This window comes from Undibacterium sp. RTI2.2 (assembly GCF_035018705.1).
Taxonomy (GTDB): Bacteria; Pseudomonadota; Gammaproteobacteria; order Burkholderiales; family Burkholderiaceae_D; genus Undibacterium.
In genome coordinates, this window is record NZ_JASJXN010000020.1 from 49317 (window position 1) to 66949 (window position 17633).

At 46.6% G+C, this 17633-nt stretch carries 21 protein-coding genes; 14 read left to right on the top strand and 7 right to left on the bottom strand.

Annotation, left to right across the window (positions count from 1 at the left end):
• The 10 genes from rpsI to QN395_RS12595 all read left to right on the top strand — a co-directional run bounded on the left by rpsI (position 1) and on the right by QN395_RS12595 (position 8473).
• Complete coding sequence (gene rpsI, locus QN395_RS12550) at positions 1-393, top strand: 30S ribosomal protein S9 (protein WP_322119862.1); 393 nt, start codon at positions 1-3, stop codon at positions 391-393.
• A 160-nt stretch (positions 394-553) separates the two neighbouring features.
• Positions 554-1591 carry an N-acetyl-gamma-glutamyl-phosphate reductase gene (argC, locus tag QN395_RS12555; protein ID WP_323492104.1) on the top strand — a complete coding sequence of 346 codons (1038 nt, stop codon included), beginning with the start codon at positions 554-556 and terminating at the stop codon, positions 1589-1591.
• A gap of 48 nt (positions 1592-1639) precedes the next feature.
• Positions 1640-2320, top strand: a complete 681-nt coding sequence (locus QN395_RS12560) for a DUF6776 family protein (RefSeq protein ID WP_323492103.1) — start codon at positions 1640-1642, stop codon at positions 2318-2320.
• 11 nt (positions 2321-2331) lie between these two features.
• Positions 2332-2721 (top strand): polymer-forming cytoskeletal protein, encoded by a 390-nt coding sequence (locus QN395_RS12565; protein WP_322119859.1) that lies wholly within the window; start codon positions 2332-2334, stop codon positions 2719-2721.
• 105 nt (positions 2722-2826) lie between these two features.
• Positions 2827-3177, top strand: coding sequence for an iron-sulfur cluster insertion protein ErpA (gene erpA, locus QN395_RS12570; RefSeq protein WP_322119858.1), 351 nt, complete (start codon positions 2827-2829; stop codon positions 3175-3177).
• A gap of 179 nt (positions 3178-3356) precedes the next feature.
• Positions 3357-4904, top strand: coding sequence for an FAD-linked oxidase C-terminal domain-containing protein (locus QN395_RS12575; RefSeq protein ID WP_323492102.1), 1548 nt, complete (start codon positions 3357-3359; stop codon positions 4902-4904).
• Positions 4905-5057: 153 nt separating this feature from the next.
• Complete coding sequence (gene glcE / locus QN395_RS12580; protein ID WP_323492101.1) at positions 5058-6122, top strand: glycolate oxidase subunit GlcE; 1065 nt, start codon at positions 5058-5060, stop codon at positions 6120-6122.
• An 11-nt stretch (positions 6123-6133) separates the two neighbouring features.
• Positions 6134-7390 carry a glycolate oxidase subunit GlcF gene (gene glcF / locus QN395_RS12585; RefSeq protein ID WP_323492100.1) on the top strand — a complete coding sequence of 419 codons (1257 nt, stop codon included), beginning with the start codon at positions 6134-6136 and terminating at the stop codon, positions 7388-7390.
• Between the two features lie 10 nt (positions 7391-7400).
• Positions 7401-7733, top strand: coding sequence for a CidA/LrgA family protein (locus QN395_RS12590; protein WP_323492098.1), 333 nt, complete (start codon positions 7401-7403; stop codon positions 7731-7733).
• Positions 7730-8473 (top strand): LrgB family protein, encoded by a 744-nt coding sequence (locus QN395_RS12595; RefSeq protein ID WP_323492096.1) that lies wholly within the window; start codon positions 7730-7732, stop codon positions 8471-8473. The genes QN395_RS12590 and QN395_RS12595 overlap by 4 nt, the downstream gene beginning before the upstream one ends.
• Before the next feature lie 49 nt (positions 8474-8522).
• Here QN395_RS12595 and QN395_RS12600 read toward each other — a convergent pair whose 3' ends face one another.
• The 3 genes from QN395_RS12600 to QN395_RS12610 form a co-directional block, all read right to left on the bottom strand.
• Positions 8523-9005, bottom strand: a complete 483-nt coding sequence (locus QN395_RS12600; protein ID WP_323492094.1) for a glutathione peroxidase — start codon at positions 9003-9005, stop codon at positions 8523-8525.
• On the bottom strand, positions 9002-10138 hold the full coding sequence (locus QN395_RS12605) for a PilT/PilU family type 4a pilus ATPase (RefSeq protein ID WP_323492093.1): 1137 nt from the start codon (positions 10136-10138) through the stop codon (positions 9002-9004). Before QN395_RS12605 ends, QN395_RS12600 begins: the two co-directional genes overlap by 4 nt.
• A gap of 69 nt (positions 10139-10207) precedes the next feature.
• Positions 10208-11251 (bottom strand): type IV pilus twitching motility protein PilT, encoded by a 1044-nt coding sequence (locus QN395_RS12610; protein ID WP_322119850.1) that lies wholly within the window; start codon positions 11249-11251, stop codon positions 10208-10210.
• 207 nt (positions 11252-11458) lie between these two features.
• On the opposite strand from QN395_RS12610, the gene QN395_RS12615 reads away from it, so the two are divergent.
• Both QN395_RS12615 and proC read left to right on the top strand, forming a co-directional pair.
• A complete protein-coding gene (locus QN395_RS12615; RefSeq protein WP_322119849.1) occupies positions 11459-12163 on the top strand; it encodes a YggS family pyridoxal phosphate-dependent enzyme in 705 nt (234 codons plus the stop codon).
• The gene (gene proC, locus QN395_RS12620) at positions 12153-13013 is read left to right on the top strand and encodes a pyrroline-5-carboxylate reductase (RefSeq protein ID WP_322119848.1); all 861 of its coding nucleotides are present in this window, start codon (positions 12153-12155) and stop codon (positions 13011-13013) included. The genes QN395_RS12615 and proC overlap by 11 nt, the downstream gene beginning before the upstream one ends.
• Before the next feature lie 89 nt (positions 13014-13102).
• Here proC and QN395_RS12625 read toward each other — a convergent pair whose 3' ends face one another.
• From QN395_RS12625 to ubiA, 4 genes are all read right to left on the bottom strand, one after another.
• Positions 13103-13432 (bottom strand): YqjK family protein, encoded by a 330-nt coding sequence (locus QN395_RS12625; protein ID WP_322119847.1) that lies wholly within the window; start codon positions 13430-13432, stop codon positions 13103-13105.
• Positions 13433-13434: 2 nt separating this feature from the next.
• Positions 13435-13836, bottom strand: a complete 402-nt coding sequence (locus QN395_RS12630) for a phage holin family protein (protein WP_322119846.1) — start codon at positions 13834-13836, stop codon at positions 13435-13437.
• Positions 13837-13840: 4 nt separating this feature from the next.
• Positions 13841-14149 (bottom strand): DUF883 family protein, encoded by a 309-nt coding sequence (locus tag QN395_RS12635; RefSeq protein WP_322119845.1) that lies wholly within the window; start codon positions 14147-14149, stop codon positions 13841-13843.
• Between the two features lie 69 nt (positions 14150-14218).
• Positions 14219-15085 carry a 4-hydroxybenzoate octaprenyltransferase gene (gene ubiA, locus QN395_RS12640; protein ID WP_323492092.1) on the bottom strand — a complete coding sequence of 289 codons (867 nt, stop codon included), beginning with the start codon at positions 15083-15085 and terminating at the stop codon, positions 14219-14221.
• A gap of 259 nt (positions 15086-15344) precedes the next feature.
• On the opposite strand from ubiA, the gene ugpB reads away from it, so the two are divergent.
• Positions 15345-16658, top strand: a complete 1314-nt coding sequence (gene ugpB / locus QN395_RS12645) for a sn-glycerol-3-phosphate ABC transporter substrate-binding protein UgpB (protein WP_323492126.1) — start codon at positions 15345-15347, stop codon at positions 16656-16658.
• Between the two features lie 82 nt (positions 16659-16740).
• Positions 16741-17625: a sn-glycerol-3-phosphate ABC transporter permease UgpA gene (gene ugpA, locus QN395_RS12650; protein WP_323492091.1), complete on the top strand. Its 885-nt coding sequence runs from the start codon at positions 16741-16743 to the stop codon at positions 17623-17625.
• The last annotated feature ends 8 nt before the right edge of the window (positions 17626-17633 follow it).

Sequence of the window (17633 nt, forward strand, 5' to 3'; positions counted from 1 at the left end):
ATGATCGGTAATTACAACTACGGTACTGGCCGTCGCAAGAGCGCAGTTGCTCGCGTCTTCCTGAAAACCGGCAGCGGCAAGATCGTTGTGAACGGCAAGCCAGCGAACGAATACTTCTCTCGTGAAACAGGTCTGATGGTTATTCGTCAGCCTTTGGAATTGACTAACCATCTCGAAACTTTCGATATCATGGTCAACGTTCACGGCGGCGGCGAGTCCGGCCAAGCTGGTGCGGTTCGTCACGGTATTACTCGTGCATTGATCGACTACGAAGCAACATTGAAGCCAGAGCTGTCAAAAGCTGGTTTCGTTACTCGTGATGCTCGTGAAGTTGAACGTAAAAAAGTCGGCTTGCGTAAAGCACGTCGCGCTAAGCAGTTCTCCAAGCGTTAATCTCGCGGACTCTGTTTCAAAAAGCCGTCAGGTTATCTACCTGGCGGCTTTTTTCATTTGGAACTGTATTAAGAGTCTAATTTATGTCAGAGTCTTATTTACAATTTTTTGTCGGTTCTACTGCTAAAATACGAACAAAATTTCTGTCGAGGAATATACGATGATCAAAATAGGTATAGTTGGTGGCACTGGCTACACGGGGGTAGAGCTGCTACGTTTGCTCGCAACTCACTCGCAGGCGCAAATCGTTGCAATCACTTCACGTAAGGAAGATGGATTGCCAGTAGCGGACATGTATCCGTCTCTGCGTGGACATCTTGATATCGCATTTTCTTCCCCTGATAAAGCAAAATTAACTGAATGCGATGTGGTATTTTTCGCGACGCCACACGGTGTCGCCATGGCGCAAGCGCCTGAGTTGCTGGCTGCGGGTGTCAAAGTAATCGATCTGGCAGCGGATTTTCGTTTAAAAGATGTTAATCAGTTTGAAAAATGGTACGGCATTCCCCATAGCTGCACAGACGTGTTGGCTGAGGCTGTGTATGGTTTGCCTGAACTGAATCGTGCTGCGATCAAAACAGCACGTGTTATTGGTAATCCCGGCTGCTATCCAACAACCATGCAGCTCGGCTTTTATCCGTTGCTAAAGGCTGGTGTAATTGATGCAGGCAATCTGATTGCCGATTGCAAGTCCGGTGTCTCTGGAGCGGGTCGCAAAGCAGAAATCAGTTTGTTGTTTACTGAAGCGGGCGATAATTTCAAAGCGTATAGCGTGTCGGGTCATCGTCATCATCCAGAGACCGTCGAGCAACTGCAATATGTGACAGACGACAAAATTGGATTGCTATTTACGCCTCATCTGGTGCCAATGATACGTGGCATGCATTCGACTTTATATGGTCGCCTGACGCAAGAAATAAGCAATGAAGACTTACAGGCGTTATTTGTTGATGCCTATAAAGATGAACCTTTTGTGGATGTGATGCCATTTGCTAGCCATCCAGAGACCCGGTCTACCCGTGCATCAAATATGCTACGTTTGGCTTTGCATAGACCAAATAACGGTAACACAGTGATCGTTTTGGTGGTGCAAGATAATCTGGTCAAGGGCTCAGCTGGTCAAGCTGTGCAATGTATGAATATTATGTTTGATCTGGATGAACGCACGGGCTTACAGCACGTCGCTGTTCTGCCTTAAGGCATGGCTAAGTCACGTTCTTCGTTACGACGTCTTAGCGCGTCGAAAATGACGATACGCCAAGACCAGCCTTGGACGATCAAAGCGGCGCTGATCATTCTTATTCTTGGTTTGGGTGGCGCCGTTGCGCTGTGGACTTACGATTTAGGGCGCAGTTTTGCGTTTGGGCCGAAAATTAAACCAGAGCAGGTTGAGCAACTACATGTGCAGATAGAACAGATTACTGCCGAACGCGACAAACTGGCTGCACAAGTAAACACGGTAGATAGTCAGCAGAATATTGAGAAATCTACGCAAAAGCAATTAACCGATCAGGTCAAAAATCTGACGGCAGAAAATCTGAAACTAAAAGATGATTTAGCTTTCTTTGAAAGCCTAATGCCATCCGCTACTGGCGCAGAAGGCATTACTGTGCAGCGAGTTAAAGCAGAAATGGTTGCGCCAAATCAAATGCGTTATCGTATTTTGATTATGCAAGGCGGTAAAGGTGGGCGCGATTTTGTTGGTGACGTGCAGTTATCGCTATCCTTAGTACAGGCTGGCAAACCTGTTATGATGCAATTCCCCGATCCTAAAATGGGCGATGCTGGCAAACTAAAGTTATCGTTTAGATACTACCAGCGTTTAGAGGGTGTAGTTACTTTGCCAGAAGGCGCAACGGTAAAATCGCTAGAAGCCAAAGTAATGGACAAAGGTCAAATACGCGCTCAGCAGTCGATTAATTTGTAAGGAGTTTATTCATGTTTAATCGCAAAAATAAAAATACGATTGATAGCCTGATTGGCGTTTCCACCAGCATCCAAGGCGATTTGCATTTCAAAGGCGGCCTACGGATTGATGGTCATGTGACCGGTAACGTCATCGCTAATCCTGAAGAATCCAGCATGCTGGTCATTTCTGAGCAAGCTAAAATTGATGGCGAAGTCCGCGCCGGTCATGTCGTTGTGAATGGCGAAATCAACGGGCCTGTTTTTTCTTCAGAATTGATTGAGTTGCAACCTAAAGCCAGAATTTCAGGCGATGTGCACTATAAGGCGCTAGAAATGATGAACGGCGCTTTAGTTACTGGTAAATTGACACATGAACAAGCTAGCGAGCCCGTATTGAAATTAGCTTCCTCGCACAGCTAAGCTTAAGTAATAGCCAAGCTTAAATGTACAAGCAACCGCGACACTGAAACACCCAACGCCATATAGGTCTATAATAAAGATCTGTCAGAACAGTAGGAGCATGAAATGAATGCAGTAGCCGAAATGCCAGCACCAATTATTTTTAGTGAGAGTGCCGCCGCCAAAGTAGCACAATTGATTGAAGAAGAAGGTAATCCTGATCTGAAGCTACGCGTCTTTGTCCAAGGTGGTGGATGCTCGGGTTTTCAATACGGTTTTACTTTTGATGAAATCATCAATGAAGACGACACCGCAATGACTAAAAATGGCGTGCAGTTGTTAATCGATTCAATGAGCTACCAATATCTGGTTGGTGCAGAGATTGATTACAAAGATGATTTAGAAGGCGCACAATTTGTGATTAAAAACCCAAATGCGACAACAACCTGTGGTTGTGGATCTTCTTTCTCTGCATAATATTTGCGAGAGTTGGGATAAAAAAGGACGCTGCGGCGTCCTTTTTTTACGCCTGAAAATTATTCAGCGCAGCGCTTTGCAACAATTCATCACAACGAAGACGACTTTGATTACACTGAACTTAAAACGGAACCACCAAAAGGCCATCGCTAAAAGCGAGTCGTTAAAAGGGAGCCAATATGACGCAGACAGCAATTGATGAAGTGCAGCCAAAACAAATACTGCCACAAACACTGCCGCAAGTAGCATCGCAATCGACCCAGGCGCATCAGCAGCGCCAGCGTGCTGTGGTCGCTGCATTGCGAAAGGTATTACCAGAGCGTAGCGTGCTGTATCAGGAAGAAGATACCCGACCGTATGAGTGCGATGGCTTAGCGGCTTATCGTCAATTACCTATGGTCGTCAGCTTGCCTGAAAATGAGCAGCAAGTGATTGCCGTCGTAAATATTTGCCGCGAACTCAACGTCCCTATCGTACCGCGCGGTGCCGGTACTGGCTTATCCGGTGGCGCGATGCCTATCGTCGATGGCGTTGTATTATCTACCGCCAGACTAAACAAAATTATCAAGGTGGATGCCTATTCGCGCACGGCTATTGTCCAGCCTGGCGTACGCAATCTTGCCATCTCAGAAGCCGTATCTACTTTAGGCTTGTATTACGCACCCGATCCATCTTCCCAAATCGCCTGCACGATAGGTGGTAACGTTGCCGAAAATTCTGGCGGTGTACATTGTCTCAAGTACGGCTTGACCGTTCACAATGTTTTACGCGTTCGCGCTATCACCATTGATGGTGAGGTAATTGAATTGGGTGGCGAGTCATTAGACGCCCCAGGGCTTGACCTTCTCGCTGTATTCATTGGTTCAGAAGGCATGCTCGGTGTTGTCACCGAGGTAACTGTCAAATTAGTTCCTAAGCCACAAGCCGCGCGCGTCATCATGGCCTCGTTTGATGACGTGGTGAAAGGCGGTAACGCCGTCGCGAATGTGATTGCCGCAGGCATTATTCCGGCCGGATTAGAGATGATGGATAAGACCTCATCACGCATGGTAGAGCCGTTTGTAAAAGCAGGTTACGACGTCGATGCCGAGGCGATTTTATTATGCGAATCCGATGGCACCGATGATGAAGTAGAAGAAGAGATCCAGCGCATGTGCGAAGTGCTGGAAAACGCAGGTGCTACCGCTATCGCTGTCTCTCAAAGCGAAGCAGAGCGGCTTAAGTTCTGGTCGGGTCGTAAAAATGCCTTCCCTGCTGCTGGCCGGATTTCTCCTGATTATTACTGTATGGATGGCACGATTCCACGCAAAAATCTGTCCCAGGTATTACTCGGCATTGTAGCTATGGAACAAAAATATGGCTTGCGTTGCGCTAACGTATTCCATGCTGGCGATGGTAATTTGCATCCTTTGATTTTGTTCGACTCGAACAAGGAAGGGGAGTTTCATCAGGCTGAATTATTCGGTGCGGAGATACTGGAATTATGTGTAGAAGTCGGCGGCACGATTACTGGTGAGCATGGAGTAGGCATAGAAAAAATTAACTCGATGTGCGTGCAGTTTTCTGCTGCAGAGTTAGATGCCTTCCGTGCGGTAAAGCGCTCGTTTGACACCGCATTTTTGCTCAACCCGGATAAAGCAATTCCGACTTTGCGTCGCTGTGCTGAGTACGGGCGTATGCATGTCAAACGCGGACAATTGAAGTTCCCAGATTTGCCTCGATTTTAGATGTCCATATGCTCTGCGGCTTCTGGCACGAAAATGGCTGGAGAGCCGCAGGATATACGGACGATTGATTTTGGAAATTATTTTCTAGAAAGTCCGGCATTTATATAAGCAACAAGATAAACATGAAAAACACGACGAATCAATATTGCTGATATGGAAAATATTCTACAAGACTTTCGTGAACGAATCCAGGCTGCATCTGCGCAGAAGACCGCGCTACGCATTCAGGGCGGCGCGAGTAAAAGCTGGTATGGTCAGCAAAGCGTCGGCGAGTTGCTTGACACCCGTGCTTACACTGGCATCGTAGCCTATGAACCAACTGAGCTGGTCATCACGGCGCGTTGCGGTACCCCGCTGGCGCAGATCGAAGCAGCTCTGGATCAGCATCATCAAATGCTGGCATTCGAGCCGCCACGCTTCAATCAGCATGCGACCTTGGGTGGTATGCTTGCTGCGGGTTTATCCGGTCCGCGGCGGGCGACGGTCGGTGCGGTAAGGGATTTTGTGTTGGGTGCCAACCTGATGGATGGTCGTGGCGAATTACTGCATTTTGGTGGTCAGGTGATGAAGAATGTCGCTGGCTATGACGTCTCACGGTTACTGGCGGGGTCGATGGGAACCTTGGGTTTGATTACCGATATCTCGATTAAGGTATTACCTAAACCGTTTGCCGAGACCACGCTGGTATTTGCTTTGTCAGAAGCCGAAGCACTGACTAGACTAAATCAATGGGGAGGACAGGCCTTGCCCATTTCCGCCAGCGCATGGCATGTTGGTCGCCTGATGTTACGTTTGTCTGGTGCTGAAGCGGCGATACGTTCCGCTAAAAAACAGCTTGGTGGTGAAGAGGTTAAGGACGCGGCAAGCTACTGGCATTCTTTACGGGAGCAGACACATAAATTTTTTGCACAGGATGATGAACATGGATTATGGCGCTTGTCTTTCCCAAGTAGTGCAGCACCGGCGCAGTTGACAGGCAAATCCATGATCGAGTGGGGTGGTGCGCAACGCTGGTTATTCACCGACGAAAACCCGCAGCACATACGCGATACTGCCAGTCGCGCTGGTGGTCATGCGAGCTTATTCCGCGCTGGTGACAAGTCGGTTGGCGTGTTTGCGCCATTAGCGCCTGCGGTTGCCAAAATTCATCGCAATTTAAAAGCGGCGTTTGATCCGGCGGGGATATTTAATCCCGGACGCATGTACCTTGATCTGTAATTAGAAAAACTATGCAAACTAATCTCGCTGATTTTATCAAGAACACTCGCGAAGGCCAGGAAGCCGAAGAGATTTTGCGCAAGTGCGTTCACTGCGGTTTTTGTACCGCTACTTGCCCCACTTATCAATTGCTGGGAGACGAATTAGATGGTCCGCGCGGACGCATTTATCTGATTAAGCAAGTATTGGAAGGTAAGCCCGCTACGGTAAAAACCCAGCAGCATCTGGATCGCTGTTTAACCTGTCGCAATTGTGAATCGACTTGTCCATCTGGTGTGCAATACGGCCGGCTGATCGACATTGGTCGCAAGGTGGTTGAAGACCAAGTCCCACGACCAATGGCGCAACGCTTAATGCGCGCTGCGCTCAAGCAGATACTGCCGCGACAATCTATTTTTAATCCAGCGATGAAGTTGGGACAGGCGCTACGTCCTGTATTACCTAAAGCCTTACAGAATAAAGTGCCTGTTGCGCAAGCTTCAGGCAACTGGCCGCAAACGCAACATGTGCGCAAGATGCTGCTGCTGGATGGCTGTGTACAACCTGCGATGTCGCCTAACATCAATGCCGCCACTGCGCGCGTGTTGGATGCATTAGGCGTACAACTGATCGTCGCAGCTAAGGCTGGCTGCTGCGGTGCCATTCGTTTTCACCTCAACGATCAGGATGGTGGTTTAGACGATATGCGTCGCAATATTGATGCATGGTGGAATTATGTAGAGAAGGGTGCAGAAGCCATTGTGATGACGGCATCGGGTTGTGGCGTAACCGTAAAGGACTACGGACATTTACTTGCAGACGACAAAGCTTATGCAAAAAAAGCACAACGTATTTCTGCAATGACGAGAGACTTAAGCGAAATACTGCCAGAATTCGAAATCGAATTAGCCAGTAAACTTCAAGGCAAAATAACCCAACGTATTGTCTGGCATCCGCCTTGTACTTTGCAACATGGTCAGCAAATTCGCGGCAAGGTAGAAGGTTTGTTACGCAGTGCTGGAGTGGATGTAAAATTGTGCGCAGACAGCCATTTATGCTGTGGATCCGCCGGGACTTATTCCGTATTGCAGCCAGAATTGTCGTATCAGTTGCGTGACAATAAATTACGCAATTTACGGGCGACGGGTGCCGAGATCATTTTGTCGGCCAATATTGGCTGCCTCACGCATTTGCAATCCGGTACAAGTACGCCTGTGCGACATTGGGTGGAATTGCTGGACAGCGCTTTAAGCGATACTTTAAGCGACACTTTAAGCGAAATTAAGTAAGCGAATAATCATGATACAAACCTTCACTATTTTGCTGATTTTTCAGTGCTTAGGCGAAGGCTTTGTGTATGTAACTGCACTGCCAATACCCGGGCCGGTGGTCGGTATGTTGTTGCTATTCTTTTTCCTCTTGTTAAAAAAAGATTTGGCACAAAAACTCGCACCCACGGTTCAGGAATTTTTACGTCATCTCTCTCTATTATTTATCCCTGCCGGAGTCGGCATTATGGTGTACGGTCAGCGGGTGTTAGATGAGTGGTTGCCGCTGATATTGGCTCTGCTGATTAGCACCGCTCTCTCAATTGTTGTGACGGCAGTAGTTGTGCGCTGGTTGCAAAAATGAATGCCCACTTCAGTGATTTTAGTGAATTCAGCAATCTGTGGGTATATCTTGCAGCATCCCCTTTATTAGGGTTGACTGCCACGCTATTAGCTTACCAAGTTGCGTATAAATTGTATGAAAAAGCAAAGTTCAATCCGCTGGCTAATCCCGTTGCGATTGCGGTTATTTTATTGGTGTCATTGCTGACGCTGACTCGTACACCCTACAAGACGTATTTTAACGGTGCTCAGTTTGTCCATTTTTTGCTGGGACCCGCAACTGTCGCCTTAGCAATCCCTTTGTATCAGCAGTTGGGTAAGCTCAAGCGGGACTGGTTTGCTTTTCTCGCGGGTGCTTTGCTGGGAAGCGCGACTGCGATTGTCAGCGCGATGTGTATCGCCTGGTTATTGGGTGCGTCAGCATTAACGATACTGTCCATCGCACCCAAATCGGTGACAATGGCAATCGCGATGGGGATTGCAGAAAAAGTAGGTGGTTTCCCCTCGCTAACCGCTGTATTGGTGATGACGACCGGCATTCTGGGGGCGACGATGGCGCGTGGTTTACTTAACCTACTAAACATCAAGGACGAGAGCATTAGAGGATTCGTACTCGGTGTGAGCGCCCATGGCATCGGTACTGCCAGAGCGTTTCAGGTGAGTGAGCAAATGGGCGCTTTTGCTGGTTTGGCGATGGGCATTTCCGGGCTGCTTACTGCATTGATTTTGCCTTTTGCATTGCATCTCGCCAAACTCACCTGATCTGCTGTTTTACCTGCGCCGTTAGCGCCATTGGCGTCAATTGCGTCGCTTATTCCGCTAGCAGTTTTTCTATATCCGCCACCAGTTCGGCAGGTGTTGTCAGCGGCGCATATCGGTTGAACACTGTGCCGTCTTTTTTGATCAAAAATTTAGTGAAATTCCATTTGATCGCTTCACTACCCAGCAAGCCCGGTGCTTTCGATTTCAGGTATTGATATAGCGGATGAGCATCTTTGCCGTTTACATCAATTTTAGCAAAAAGCGGAAAAGTCACGCCATAATTTTTCTCACAAAATGAGCCAATCTCATCCGCTGTGCCAGGCTCTTGATGACCAAACTGGTTACATGGAAAACCTAAGACTTCTACGCCTTTATCTCTAAATTGCTGGTACACCGCTTCCAAGCCTTTGTACTGCGGAGTAAAGCCGCAATTGCTGGCAGTATTCACAATAAGCAAAACTTTTCCTGCATACTGTTTTAAATAAACGGGTTGGCCTTGCAGATTATCTGCATTGAAGTCGAGTACGTTCATACGATTCCTAAATGTGAGGTTCCTGCACTTAAATCACGGTCTTTCGATTCTTTACCTCTCAACATAATAGCGAGACGCAGTTCGTTGACTGAATCAGCATTGCGCAAAGCATCTTCATACGTAATCAAATCTGCCTCATGTAAATCAAACAGAGATTGATCAAAGGTTTGCATGCCAAGTTCACGAGATTTTTTCATGATTTCTTTAATTTCGTGGACATTGCCTTTGAAGATCAGATCAGAAACCAGCGGTGAGTTCAGCATGATTTCGATTGCGGCAACACGGCCTTTTTTTCCTCGCAATGGGATAAGGCGCTGTGAGATTACTGCTTTTAAGTTTAAGGACAAATCCATTAGCAACTGCGCACGACGTTCTTCGGGGAAGAAGTTGATGATACGGTCTAGTGCTTGATTAGAGCTATTGGCATGCAGAGTGGCAAGACAAAGATGTCCTGTTTCTGCAAAAGCGATTGCAAAATCCATGGTCTCGCGGTCACGGATCTCACCGATCTGTATCACGTCTGGCGCTTGACGTAATGAATTCTTCAGAGCTGCACCCCAGTCCTCTGTATCGATACCAATCTCCCGCTGCGTCACAATACAATTGCCATGCGGGTGCACATATTCAATCGGGTCTTCAATGGTGATGATGTGGCCGAAGCTGTTCGCATTGCGGTGCCCCAGCATGGCCGCCAGCGAAGTTGATTTACCTGAGCCAGTCGCACCAACCATGATGACCAAACCACGTTTGGTCATCGCCACATCTTTAAGATGTTCCGGCAAACCTAAGTCTTCTAACTTCGGAATTGCTGTCGTGATCGTACGTAAAACCAAGCCAACACGACCTTGTTGCATGAAAGCAGAAACGCGAAAACGACCCATGCCTGCCGGATTAATCGCAAAATTACATTCTTTGGTGGATTCAAATTCGGCAGCTTGCTTATCGTTCATGATCGAGCGTGCTAAATCAACCGTGTGGGCTGAGGTCAGCGGCTGATTTGAAACCGGCGTTACTTTGCCATCGATTTTAAAGGCGGGTGGAAATTCTGCTGTGATAAATAAATCCGAGCCATTCTTATTTAGCATTAGCCTTAACAAGTCATGCATGAATTTGGTGGCCTGGTCGCGTTCCATCTTGAGTACATCCTTAAGAATACGGGTTTAATCTGGTGACGGTTTTGGGTTTGCCTGACTTTGCCAAGATTAACCTGGGAAATTATCCGGTATTTTAGCTGCTGAGCGTGCGGTCGCTATGGAGATAACATTACGCTTTACCAGATCGGTCAGATTCTGATCCAATGTTTGCATACCCATATTGCTACCAGTTTGTATAGCAGAATACATTTGTGCAATTTTTGCTTCGCGTATTAAATTACGAATGGCAGGTGTTCCTAGCATAATCTCATGTGCTGCTACGCGACCAGAACCATCTTTGGTTTTCAGCAAAGTTTGCGAGATCACGGCTTGCAGCGATTCCGACAACATAGAACGTACCATCTCTTTTTCTTCCGCCGGAAAAACGTCAACAATACGATCAATCGTTTTGGCCGCGGAGGATGTATGCAGGGTTCCAAATACTAAGTGACCGGTTTCAGCAGCAGTCAGCGCCAAACGGATAGTTTCCAGATCGCGCAACTCACCGACCAGAATCACGTCAGGATCTTCACGCAAAGCAGAGCGCAAGGCGTTGGTAAATGATTTTGTATGCGGTCCGACCTCACGTTGATTAATCAGACATTTTTTTGATTCATGCACAAATTCAATAGGATCTTCTACTGTCAGAATATGACCGTACTCATTTTCGTTGACATGATTCACCATTGCCGCCAGCGTCGTTGATTTGCCGGACCCGGTTGGGCCTGTGACCAAGACTAAACCACGTGGCTTTAGAGATAACTCTGTAAAAATACGTGGTGTATTTAACTGTTCCAGACTTAGAATTTTGGATGGAATAGTACGCATCACTGCCGCTGCGCCACGTTCTTGATTAAATGCATTAACCCGGAAGCGCGCCAGACCTGGGATAGAAAAAGAAAAATCACATTCCAATGTTTCTTCATACATCTTGCGCTGTGAGTCATTCATGATGTCATAGATCAAACCGTGAACATCTTTATGATCTAGTGGCGGCAAATTAATACGCCTGACATCGCCATGCACACGTATCATTGGCGGTAAGCCTGAGGATAGATGCAAATCGGATGCGTTATTCTTAACCGAGAATGCCAGCAGTTCTGAAATGTCCATTTATAATTCCGATAATGAAATGTGCAGGGAGACTGCGGTGTGACTGGATTGATGCTGTAAGTGGAAATGTAGTGCGACTATCTCGATTATGCTGATGGTTTTATGCATTAACTAAGCTTAATCCTAATCATCTAAACAATCGCAATAACGATAGCACTGAACAATCAGAAAAGTGCTATTTTCGTTGCAAAATCATGTATCCCGATTATGTCCTTAATATCTGATAACTTGCAAGCCGTGCGTGCTGATTTGGCGGCGGTGGCAACTTCCGCTGGTCGCGATCCACAACAGATCACACTATTAGCGGTATCTAAAACTTTTGCTGCCGACGCAGTGATTGAAGCGGCGCATGCTGATCAGCATGCATTTGGTGAGAATTACGTACAAGAAGCGATAGATAAAATTGAAACGGTACGCAAACTTGCTCCAGATTTATTGCTTGAATGGCATTTTATTGGGCCAATCCAAAGTAATAAAACCCGTCAGATCGCAGAGTCGTTTGCTTGGGTTCATTCTGTGGACAGAGAAAAAATTGCTACACGACTGTCCGAGCAACGTCCCGTAAGCATGCCGGATTTAAATATCTGTCTGCAAGTGAATATCAGCGGGGAGGCGAGTAAAAGTGGCGTGTTGCCAGAACAGGCTCTGGCGCTGGCTTTACATATCGCTCAATTGCCTAGACTACGGTTGCGTGGCCTGATGGCAGTCCCAGAGCCGGCGACCACTGTAGAACAGCAAAGACAGCCTTTTTTGCAATTGCGCATGCTGCAAGACCAACTGAACACATATGGTCTGATGTTAGATACCCTCTCCATCGGGATGAGTGCAGATATGCATGCCGCAATCGCCGAAGGTAGCACCATGGTGCGGATAGGATCAGCTATTTTTGGGAATAGAAATTATGCAAAATAAATTAAAAATGATCTTTATTGGCGGCGGCAATATGGCAACCGCTTTAATTGGCGGCTTGTTACCTGATTTGACTACTCCCGCAAATGTGCATGTGATTGATACTCATCAGGCGTCCTTAGACAAATTGTCAGCGAGGTTCGGTGTAACGACAGGATTATCTCTTGAGGCTGGCCGTGCTATTGGTGCCATTGGTGATGCCAGTGAGCTGATTGAGCAAACGGATGTCATCATTTTGTCGGTTAAGCCACAACAATTACGTGAGGTCGCAGCTGCTCTCGCGCCGCATCTGTCGGGACAATTAGTCTTGTCAATCGCGGCTGGAATCCGTTCTAGCGATTTGGCACGCTGGCTTAACGATTATCCAAAAATCGTGCGTAGTATGCCCAATACCCCTGCACTGATCGGCAAAGGAATTACCGGGTTATTTGCAACTGCTGGCGTGTCTGACGAGCAAAAGCAGGCGGCAGAAGACATTATGAGTGCAGTCGGCTCTACTATTTGGCTGGATCAGGAACCCTTAATTGATGCCGTCACTGCGATGTCTGGTAGTGGCCCTGCTTATGTGTTTTATTTTATTGAGGCGATGCAACAAGCGGGGGTCGATCTAGGACTGACTAGTGTGCAAGCAACGCAATTGGCAATCTCCACCTTTGAGGGGGCGGCACTATTAGCGCTTAATTCCGATGAGCCAGTCTCGGTATTGCGCGAACGCGTGACCTCCAAAGGCGGTACAACGTACGCTGCTTTATCCAGCATGGAAAACAGTGGTGTGAAGGCGGCAATTATAGATGCCGTAAAAGCAGCCGCAGCGCGTGGTAAAGAGTTAGGAGATGAGCTGGGGGCGGAGTGAACTGCAGTGAACCGCATTGAATGGGAGTGAATTTTCCATCAGTAAACAAATTCAAGCATTCATCAATTCAATACAAACGAGCTGATAGTTTATTGCCCGTCAGCGGTTTTTGACGCAGAGTTTGGCTTAAATTTTGAAATCACCGTCGGTGCAATGCCTTGCCAGATTTCCCAAGCCATAAGCCCGGTTTTTAATAGCGACCAGATGCGCTTAGGCTTAATCAATAACGTCGCAGCAGTTAAACCTAAACTTATCAATGGATGTCGCTTGATTGTTTGACCAGCCTGAAATACCAACTCAAGAAATTGCAGCGATTGTTTAAATTGGCGACTGTCCGCAATCAAAAGCTCGCGCTGGACTTGAGTTTTAGCCAGCAAAGCTAATCGTCGTTGAGTTAAAAGGTTGGCTGCGGATGCCATAATTATTGATCACCTGCCTTGTTTGCATCCCTATTGTCCGCCTGGTGTCCTTGCAGCGCAGACACATCCTTACGCAGCTCGGCTAAGGTATCTGCCAGCAAGCGGGGTCTATTACTCAGTGTGGTTTTTAACCACCAGCCAAGTCCAATCGCCGTGCCTGAAAATATGCCCAATAAAGATAGTAAAACGGTTAGGCGATAGCTGTCCCAGAACGACGCAATCAGCAATAAAATCAGCAATAAAACAGCGATCCCTGCACAAAATAATGCAACCAGTGACCACAGCAAATAGGAAGAAAAGCGCGTTAGCTCTTCTTCCACTTCTACTGAAATCAATTCTAGCCGTGTGTATAGAATGCCGATGACATTGGCTGATAGCCGCGCGATGGAATCAGTGATCGCCATAGCCTTACTTACGCGAGATCAATAGACCAATTAACAAACCAACGCCGGCAGCAATACCTGCTGACTGCCACGGATTATCTTTGACATAGACGTCTGTCGCGTATGCCGCGTCTTTTGCTTTGGTGACGACCAGATCTTCGATACGCTCAATTTCTGCTTTCGCGTTTTTGATTGTATGTTCAATTTTGGCTTTAGCAGACTGGAAACCAGCGCTTCCTTGCTGCTCAGAATTTTTCAATAATTCCTCCGCGTCTTTAATAACCTGGGTCAGGTCATGCATCAATTTTTCTTTGTGCTGTTCAGCCGAGCTCATGATATTTCCTCTCAAAAGTAGTGAAATTGAAAAACAAGTAAAGCCTGCATAAACTAACTAATACAGCTTTCACTGTAGTGCATAGTCGAGTGCGACACCAGCAAAAATAGCAGCGCCTAACCAGTTATTGTGACGAAACGCCTTAAAACAAGCCAGTCTTTCTCGTCGGCGTATCAGAGTGTAATGGTGAAGGGCACATGCCACTGCCAGCGCCATACCCGCGACAAACCAAGCACCCAAACCTTGCTGCCAGCCTACCCATAATATGAGTAAAAAACTCAAGCAATAGCATAGCATCACCGCCAGCACGTCAAACTGGCCAAAGGTAATGGCAGAAGTGCGTATGCCTATTCTCAGATCATCATCTCTATCGACCATCGCATATTCTGTATCGTAAGCGACAGCCCAAAAAATATTCGCCAATAACAAAATCCAGGCAGTCACAGGTAAGGTATTTTGTATCGCTGCAAATGCCATCGGTATTCCAAACCCAAAGGCGATTCCTAAATATGCTTGAGGTATGGCAAAGAAGCGCTTGAAATAAGGATAACTGCCAGCGATTAATACCGCTATTACAGACAATTGTTTAGTCAGCGTGTTTAACGGCAATATCAATAAAAACGAGATTAATGCCAGTATCACTGCAATCACTATCGCCTCCCATGAGGCAATTTTCCCGCTAGTGATTGGCCGTTCGGCAGTACGTTTGACATGCTTATCAAAGTCCCTGTCTGCAAAGTCATTGATCGCGCAGCCAGCAGAGCGCATCAGAGCGGTACCTAGACTAAATATCAATACCAGTTGCCAATTGGGTTTGCCATTGGAGGCGATCCACAAGGCGATTAAGGTTGGCCAAAGCAATAGCAAAATACCGATAGGTTTATCCAGGCGAACTAATTGGACGTACAGTAAAACTCGATTTGAAAGCGGGCGCATAAAATTGGATTTGGGGTAACCAACAAAAAAATTGGCATTTGATGGATAGATGATTTATTTCGTTTGATGGCAGAATTATAAGTGCTATCTGCGCACGCGATGGATGATAATGCTATCGTAGTACGGCTGTCACATTCCGGTCATAGAATGAGGGCATCTGACTAAAGAAAAGATTTGAGACAATCTGAGACAAATCCGGAGTTCACTTGCTTACAAAGCTGGCTCCAGATTTTTAAAAAAATTAAAAAGAAAGACAATGATGAAAATTAAATTCACATCCATTGTTCTCGCCATGCTCGCTATGGGGACAATATCCAATTCTGCTCACGCGCTGACTGAAATTAGCTGGTGGCATTCGATGACCGGCGCACTGGGTGATCGGGTTAATGCGCTTTCGGAGCAATTCAATAAAAGCCAGTCAGATTATAAAGTCGTACCAGTCTACAAAGGTAGCTACGATGAGGCGATGGCTGCGGCTATTGCTGCATATCGCGCTGGCAATGCACCTAATATCTTGCAAGTATTTGAAGTCGGCACCGCTACCATGATGTATTCCAAAGGTGCGATCAAGCCGGTGACTGAGGTCATGAAATTAGCTGGCGAGCAATTTGACTCTTCTGTGTATATACCTGCGGTTGCGGGTTACTACACTACGCCAAAAGGTGAAATGGTGTCTTTCCCTTTCAATAGTTCGACGACAGTTTTTTACTACAACAAAGACATGTTCGCCAAAGCAGGGATGGACCCCAATAAAGCCCCGGCGACCTGGCAAGAAGTGGTTGCTGCTGCCGCCCGTTTAAAAGCAAATGGCGAAAAATGTGGTTTCACCACTGGCTGGCAAACTTGGGTACATCTGGAAAGTTTTTCTGCCTGGCACAACGTTGAGTTTGCTTCCAAAGGTAATGGTTTCGGTGGACTGGATGCCAGGCTGAAATTTAATGGTCCGTTACAGGTCAAGCATATTGAGAATATGGCGAACTGGGCTAAACAAGGTTACTTTACTTATGCCGGTCGTAAGAATGAACCAGAAGCGAAATTCTATTCAGGTGAATGTGGCATGCTGACTTCATCCAGTTCGGCATATGGCAACGTGGTAAAAAATGCGAAATTCAAATTTGCGGTAGCGCCACTTCCCTACTACTCGGATGCTGCGGGTGCGCCGCAAAATACCATTATTGGTGGCGCATCCTTATGGACGATGAGCGGAAAAAAGATTGACGAATATAAAGCGGTTGCCAAGTTCTATAAATTTTTATCTCAACCAGAAGTGCAAGCGAAATGGCATCAGGAAACGGGTTACCTGCCCATTACCAACGCCGCGTATGAGCTGACGAAGAAGTCTGGTTTCTACGATAAAAATCCTGGTCCGAATATCGCCGTGCAACAGATGATAGTCAAAACGACGGATAAATCGCGTGGAATTCGCCTTGGTAATTTCGTCCAGATACGGACTATCATGGATGAAGAGCTGGAATCCGTCTGGAGTGGGAAAAAGACCGCGAAAGAGGCCTTGGATAACGCAGTCGGGCGTGGTAACGAGTTATTAGAACGCTTTGAAAAAGCCAATAAATAAATGAATGAATTATTTGTGATTAAAGATCGCAGATCATTCGCAATTTTTTATTTTAGAAATTGATTTCACTTATAGGCTGACCTTGGAAAAACGCGCCCGTTTTCGTTCTGCATGGCTTCCTTACGCATTGGTAGCGCCACAAATCATTGTGACGCTACTGTTTTTTTTCTGGCCTGCAGTACAAGCTCTGTATCAATCGGTACTGCTACAAGATGCGTTTGGGATGTCCACTCAATTTGTCTGGTTGGATAATTTTAAAGCGTTGTTTGCTGATCCGAGTTATTTAGAGTCCTTCAAAACTACCGCATTATTCTCGATTTTAGTCGCTGTCTCTGGCTTAAGTATCTCCTTAATCCTTGCGGTATTCGCCGACCGTGTTGTTAAAGGTGCGGCGGTCTACAAAACATTTTTGATCTGGCCGTATGCCGTGTCACCGGTAGTCGTCGGCGTGTTGTGGATGTTTTTACTGAACCCGACTTTAGGTATTGTTGCCCATGCTTTGCGGCATATTGGTATTGAGTGGAATAGTTTGCTGAACGGGCAACACGCGATGATTTTGATTGTGTTAGCCGCAGTCTGGAAGCAAATTAGTTATAACTTTTTATTTTTTCTGGCGGGTTTGCAATCGATCCCCAAATCTTTGATTGAAGCAGCGGCAATTGACGGTGCAGGACCGGTAAAACGTTTCACCACGATTGTCTTTCCTTTACTATCACCGACCTCATTTTTTCTGCTGGTCGTGAATATTGTCTACGCGTTTTTTGATACCTTTGCGATTGTCGAAGCTACTACCCAGGGCGGCCCGAGTAAGGAGACAGAAATCTTGGTCTACCGCGTTTTTAACGATGGTTTTAAGGGCGGCGATCTCGGCAGTGCGGCAGCACAATCGGTGATTTTGATGACAATCGTGATTGTGTTGACGATTGTCCAGTTTAAATATGTAGAGAAAAAAGTACAGTATTCATAAGCTTTGTA

Coding starts and splice junctions, on each gene's coding strand:
- QN395_RS12615 (WP_322119849.1), top strand. CDS start 11,459: ATGTCCTTAATATCTGATAACTTGCAAGCCGTGCGTGCTGATTTGGCG.
- QN395_RS12600 (WP_323492094.1), bottom strand. CDS start 9,005: ATGAACGTACTCGACTTCAATGCAGATAATCTGCAAGGCCAACCCGTT.
- glcE (WP_323492101.1), top strand. CDS start 5,058: ATGGAAAATATTCTACAAGACTTTCGTGAACGAATCCAGGCTGCATCT.
- QN395_RS12595 (WP_323492096.1), top strand. CDS start 7,730: ATGAATGCCCACTTCAGTGATTTTAGTGAATTCAGCAATCTGTGGGTA.
- QN395_RS12605 (WP_323492093.1), bottom strand. CDS start 10,138: ATGGAACGCGACCAGGCCACCAAATTCATGCATGACTTGTTAAGGCTA.
- proC (WP_322119848.1), top strand. CDS start 12,153: ATGCAAAATAAATTAAAAATGATCTTTATTGGCGGCGGCAATATGGCA.
- QN395_RS12610 (WP_322119850.1), bottom strand. CDS start 11,251: ATGGACATTTCAGAACTGCTGGCATTCTCGGTTAAGAATAACGCATCC.
- QN395_RS12630 (WP_322119846.1), bottom strand. CDS start 13,836: ATGGCGATCACTGATTCCATCGCGCGGCTATCAGCCAATGTCATCGGC.
- glcF (WP_323492100.1), top strand. CDS start 6,134: ATGCAAACTAATCTCGCTGATTTTATCAAGAACACTCGCGAAGGCCAG.
- ugpB (WP_323492126.1), top strand. CDS start 15,345: ATGAAAATTAAATTCACATCCATTGTTCTCGCCATGCTCGCTATGGGG.
- QN395_RS12590 (WP_323492098.1), top strand. CDS start 7,401: ATGATACAAACCTTCACTATTTTGCTGATTTTTCAGTGCTTAGGCGAA.
- QN395_RS12635 (WP_322119845.1), bottom strand. CDS start 14,149: ATGAGCTCGGCTGAACAGCACAAAGAAAAATTGATGCATGACCTGACC.
- rpsI (WP_322119862.1), top strand. CDS start 1: ATGATCGGTAATTACAACTACGGTACTGGCCGTCGCAAGAGCGCAGTT.
- QN395_RS12560 (WP_323492103.1), top strand. CDS start 1,640: ATGACGATACGCCAAGACCAGCCTTGGACGATCAAAGCGGCGCTGATC.
- ubiA (WP_323492092.1), bottom strand. CDS start 15,085: ATGCGCCCGCTTTCAAATCGAGTTTTACTGTACGTCCAATTAGTTCGC.
- QN395_RS12565 (WP_322119859.1), top strand. CDS start 2,332: ATGTTTAATCGCAAAAATAAAAATACGATTGATAGCCTGATTGGCGTT.
- QN395_RS12575 (WP_323492102.1), top strand. CDS start 3,357: ATGACGCAGACAGCAATTGATGAAGTGCAGCCAAAACAAATACTGCCA.
- argC (WP_323492104.1), top strand. CDS start 554: ATGATCAAAATAGGTATAGTTGGTGGCACTGGCTACACGGGGGTAGAG.
- erpA (WP_322119858.1), top strand. CDS start 2,827: ATGAATGCAGTAGCCGAAATGCCAGCACCAATTATTTTTAGTGAGAGT.
- QN395_RS12625 (WP_322119847.1), bottom strand. CDS start 13,432: ATGGCATCCGCAGCCAACCTTTTAACTCAACGACGATTAGCTTTGCTG.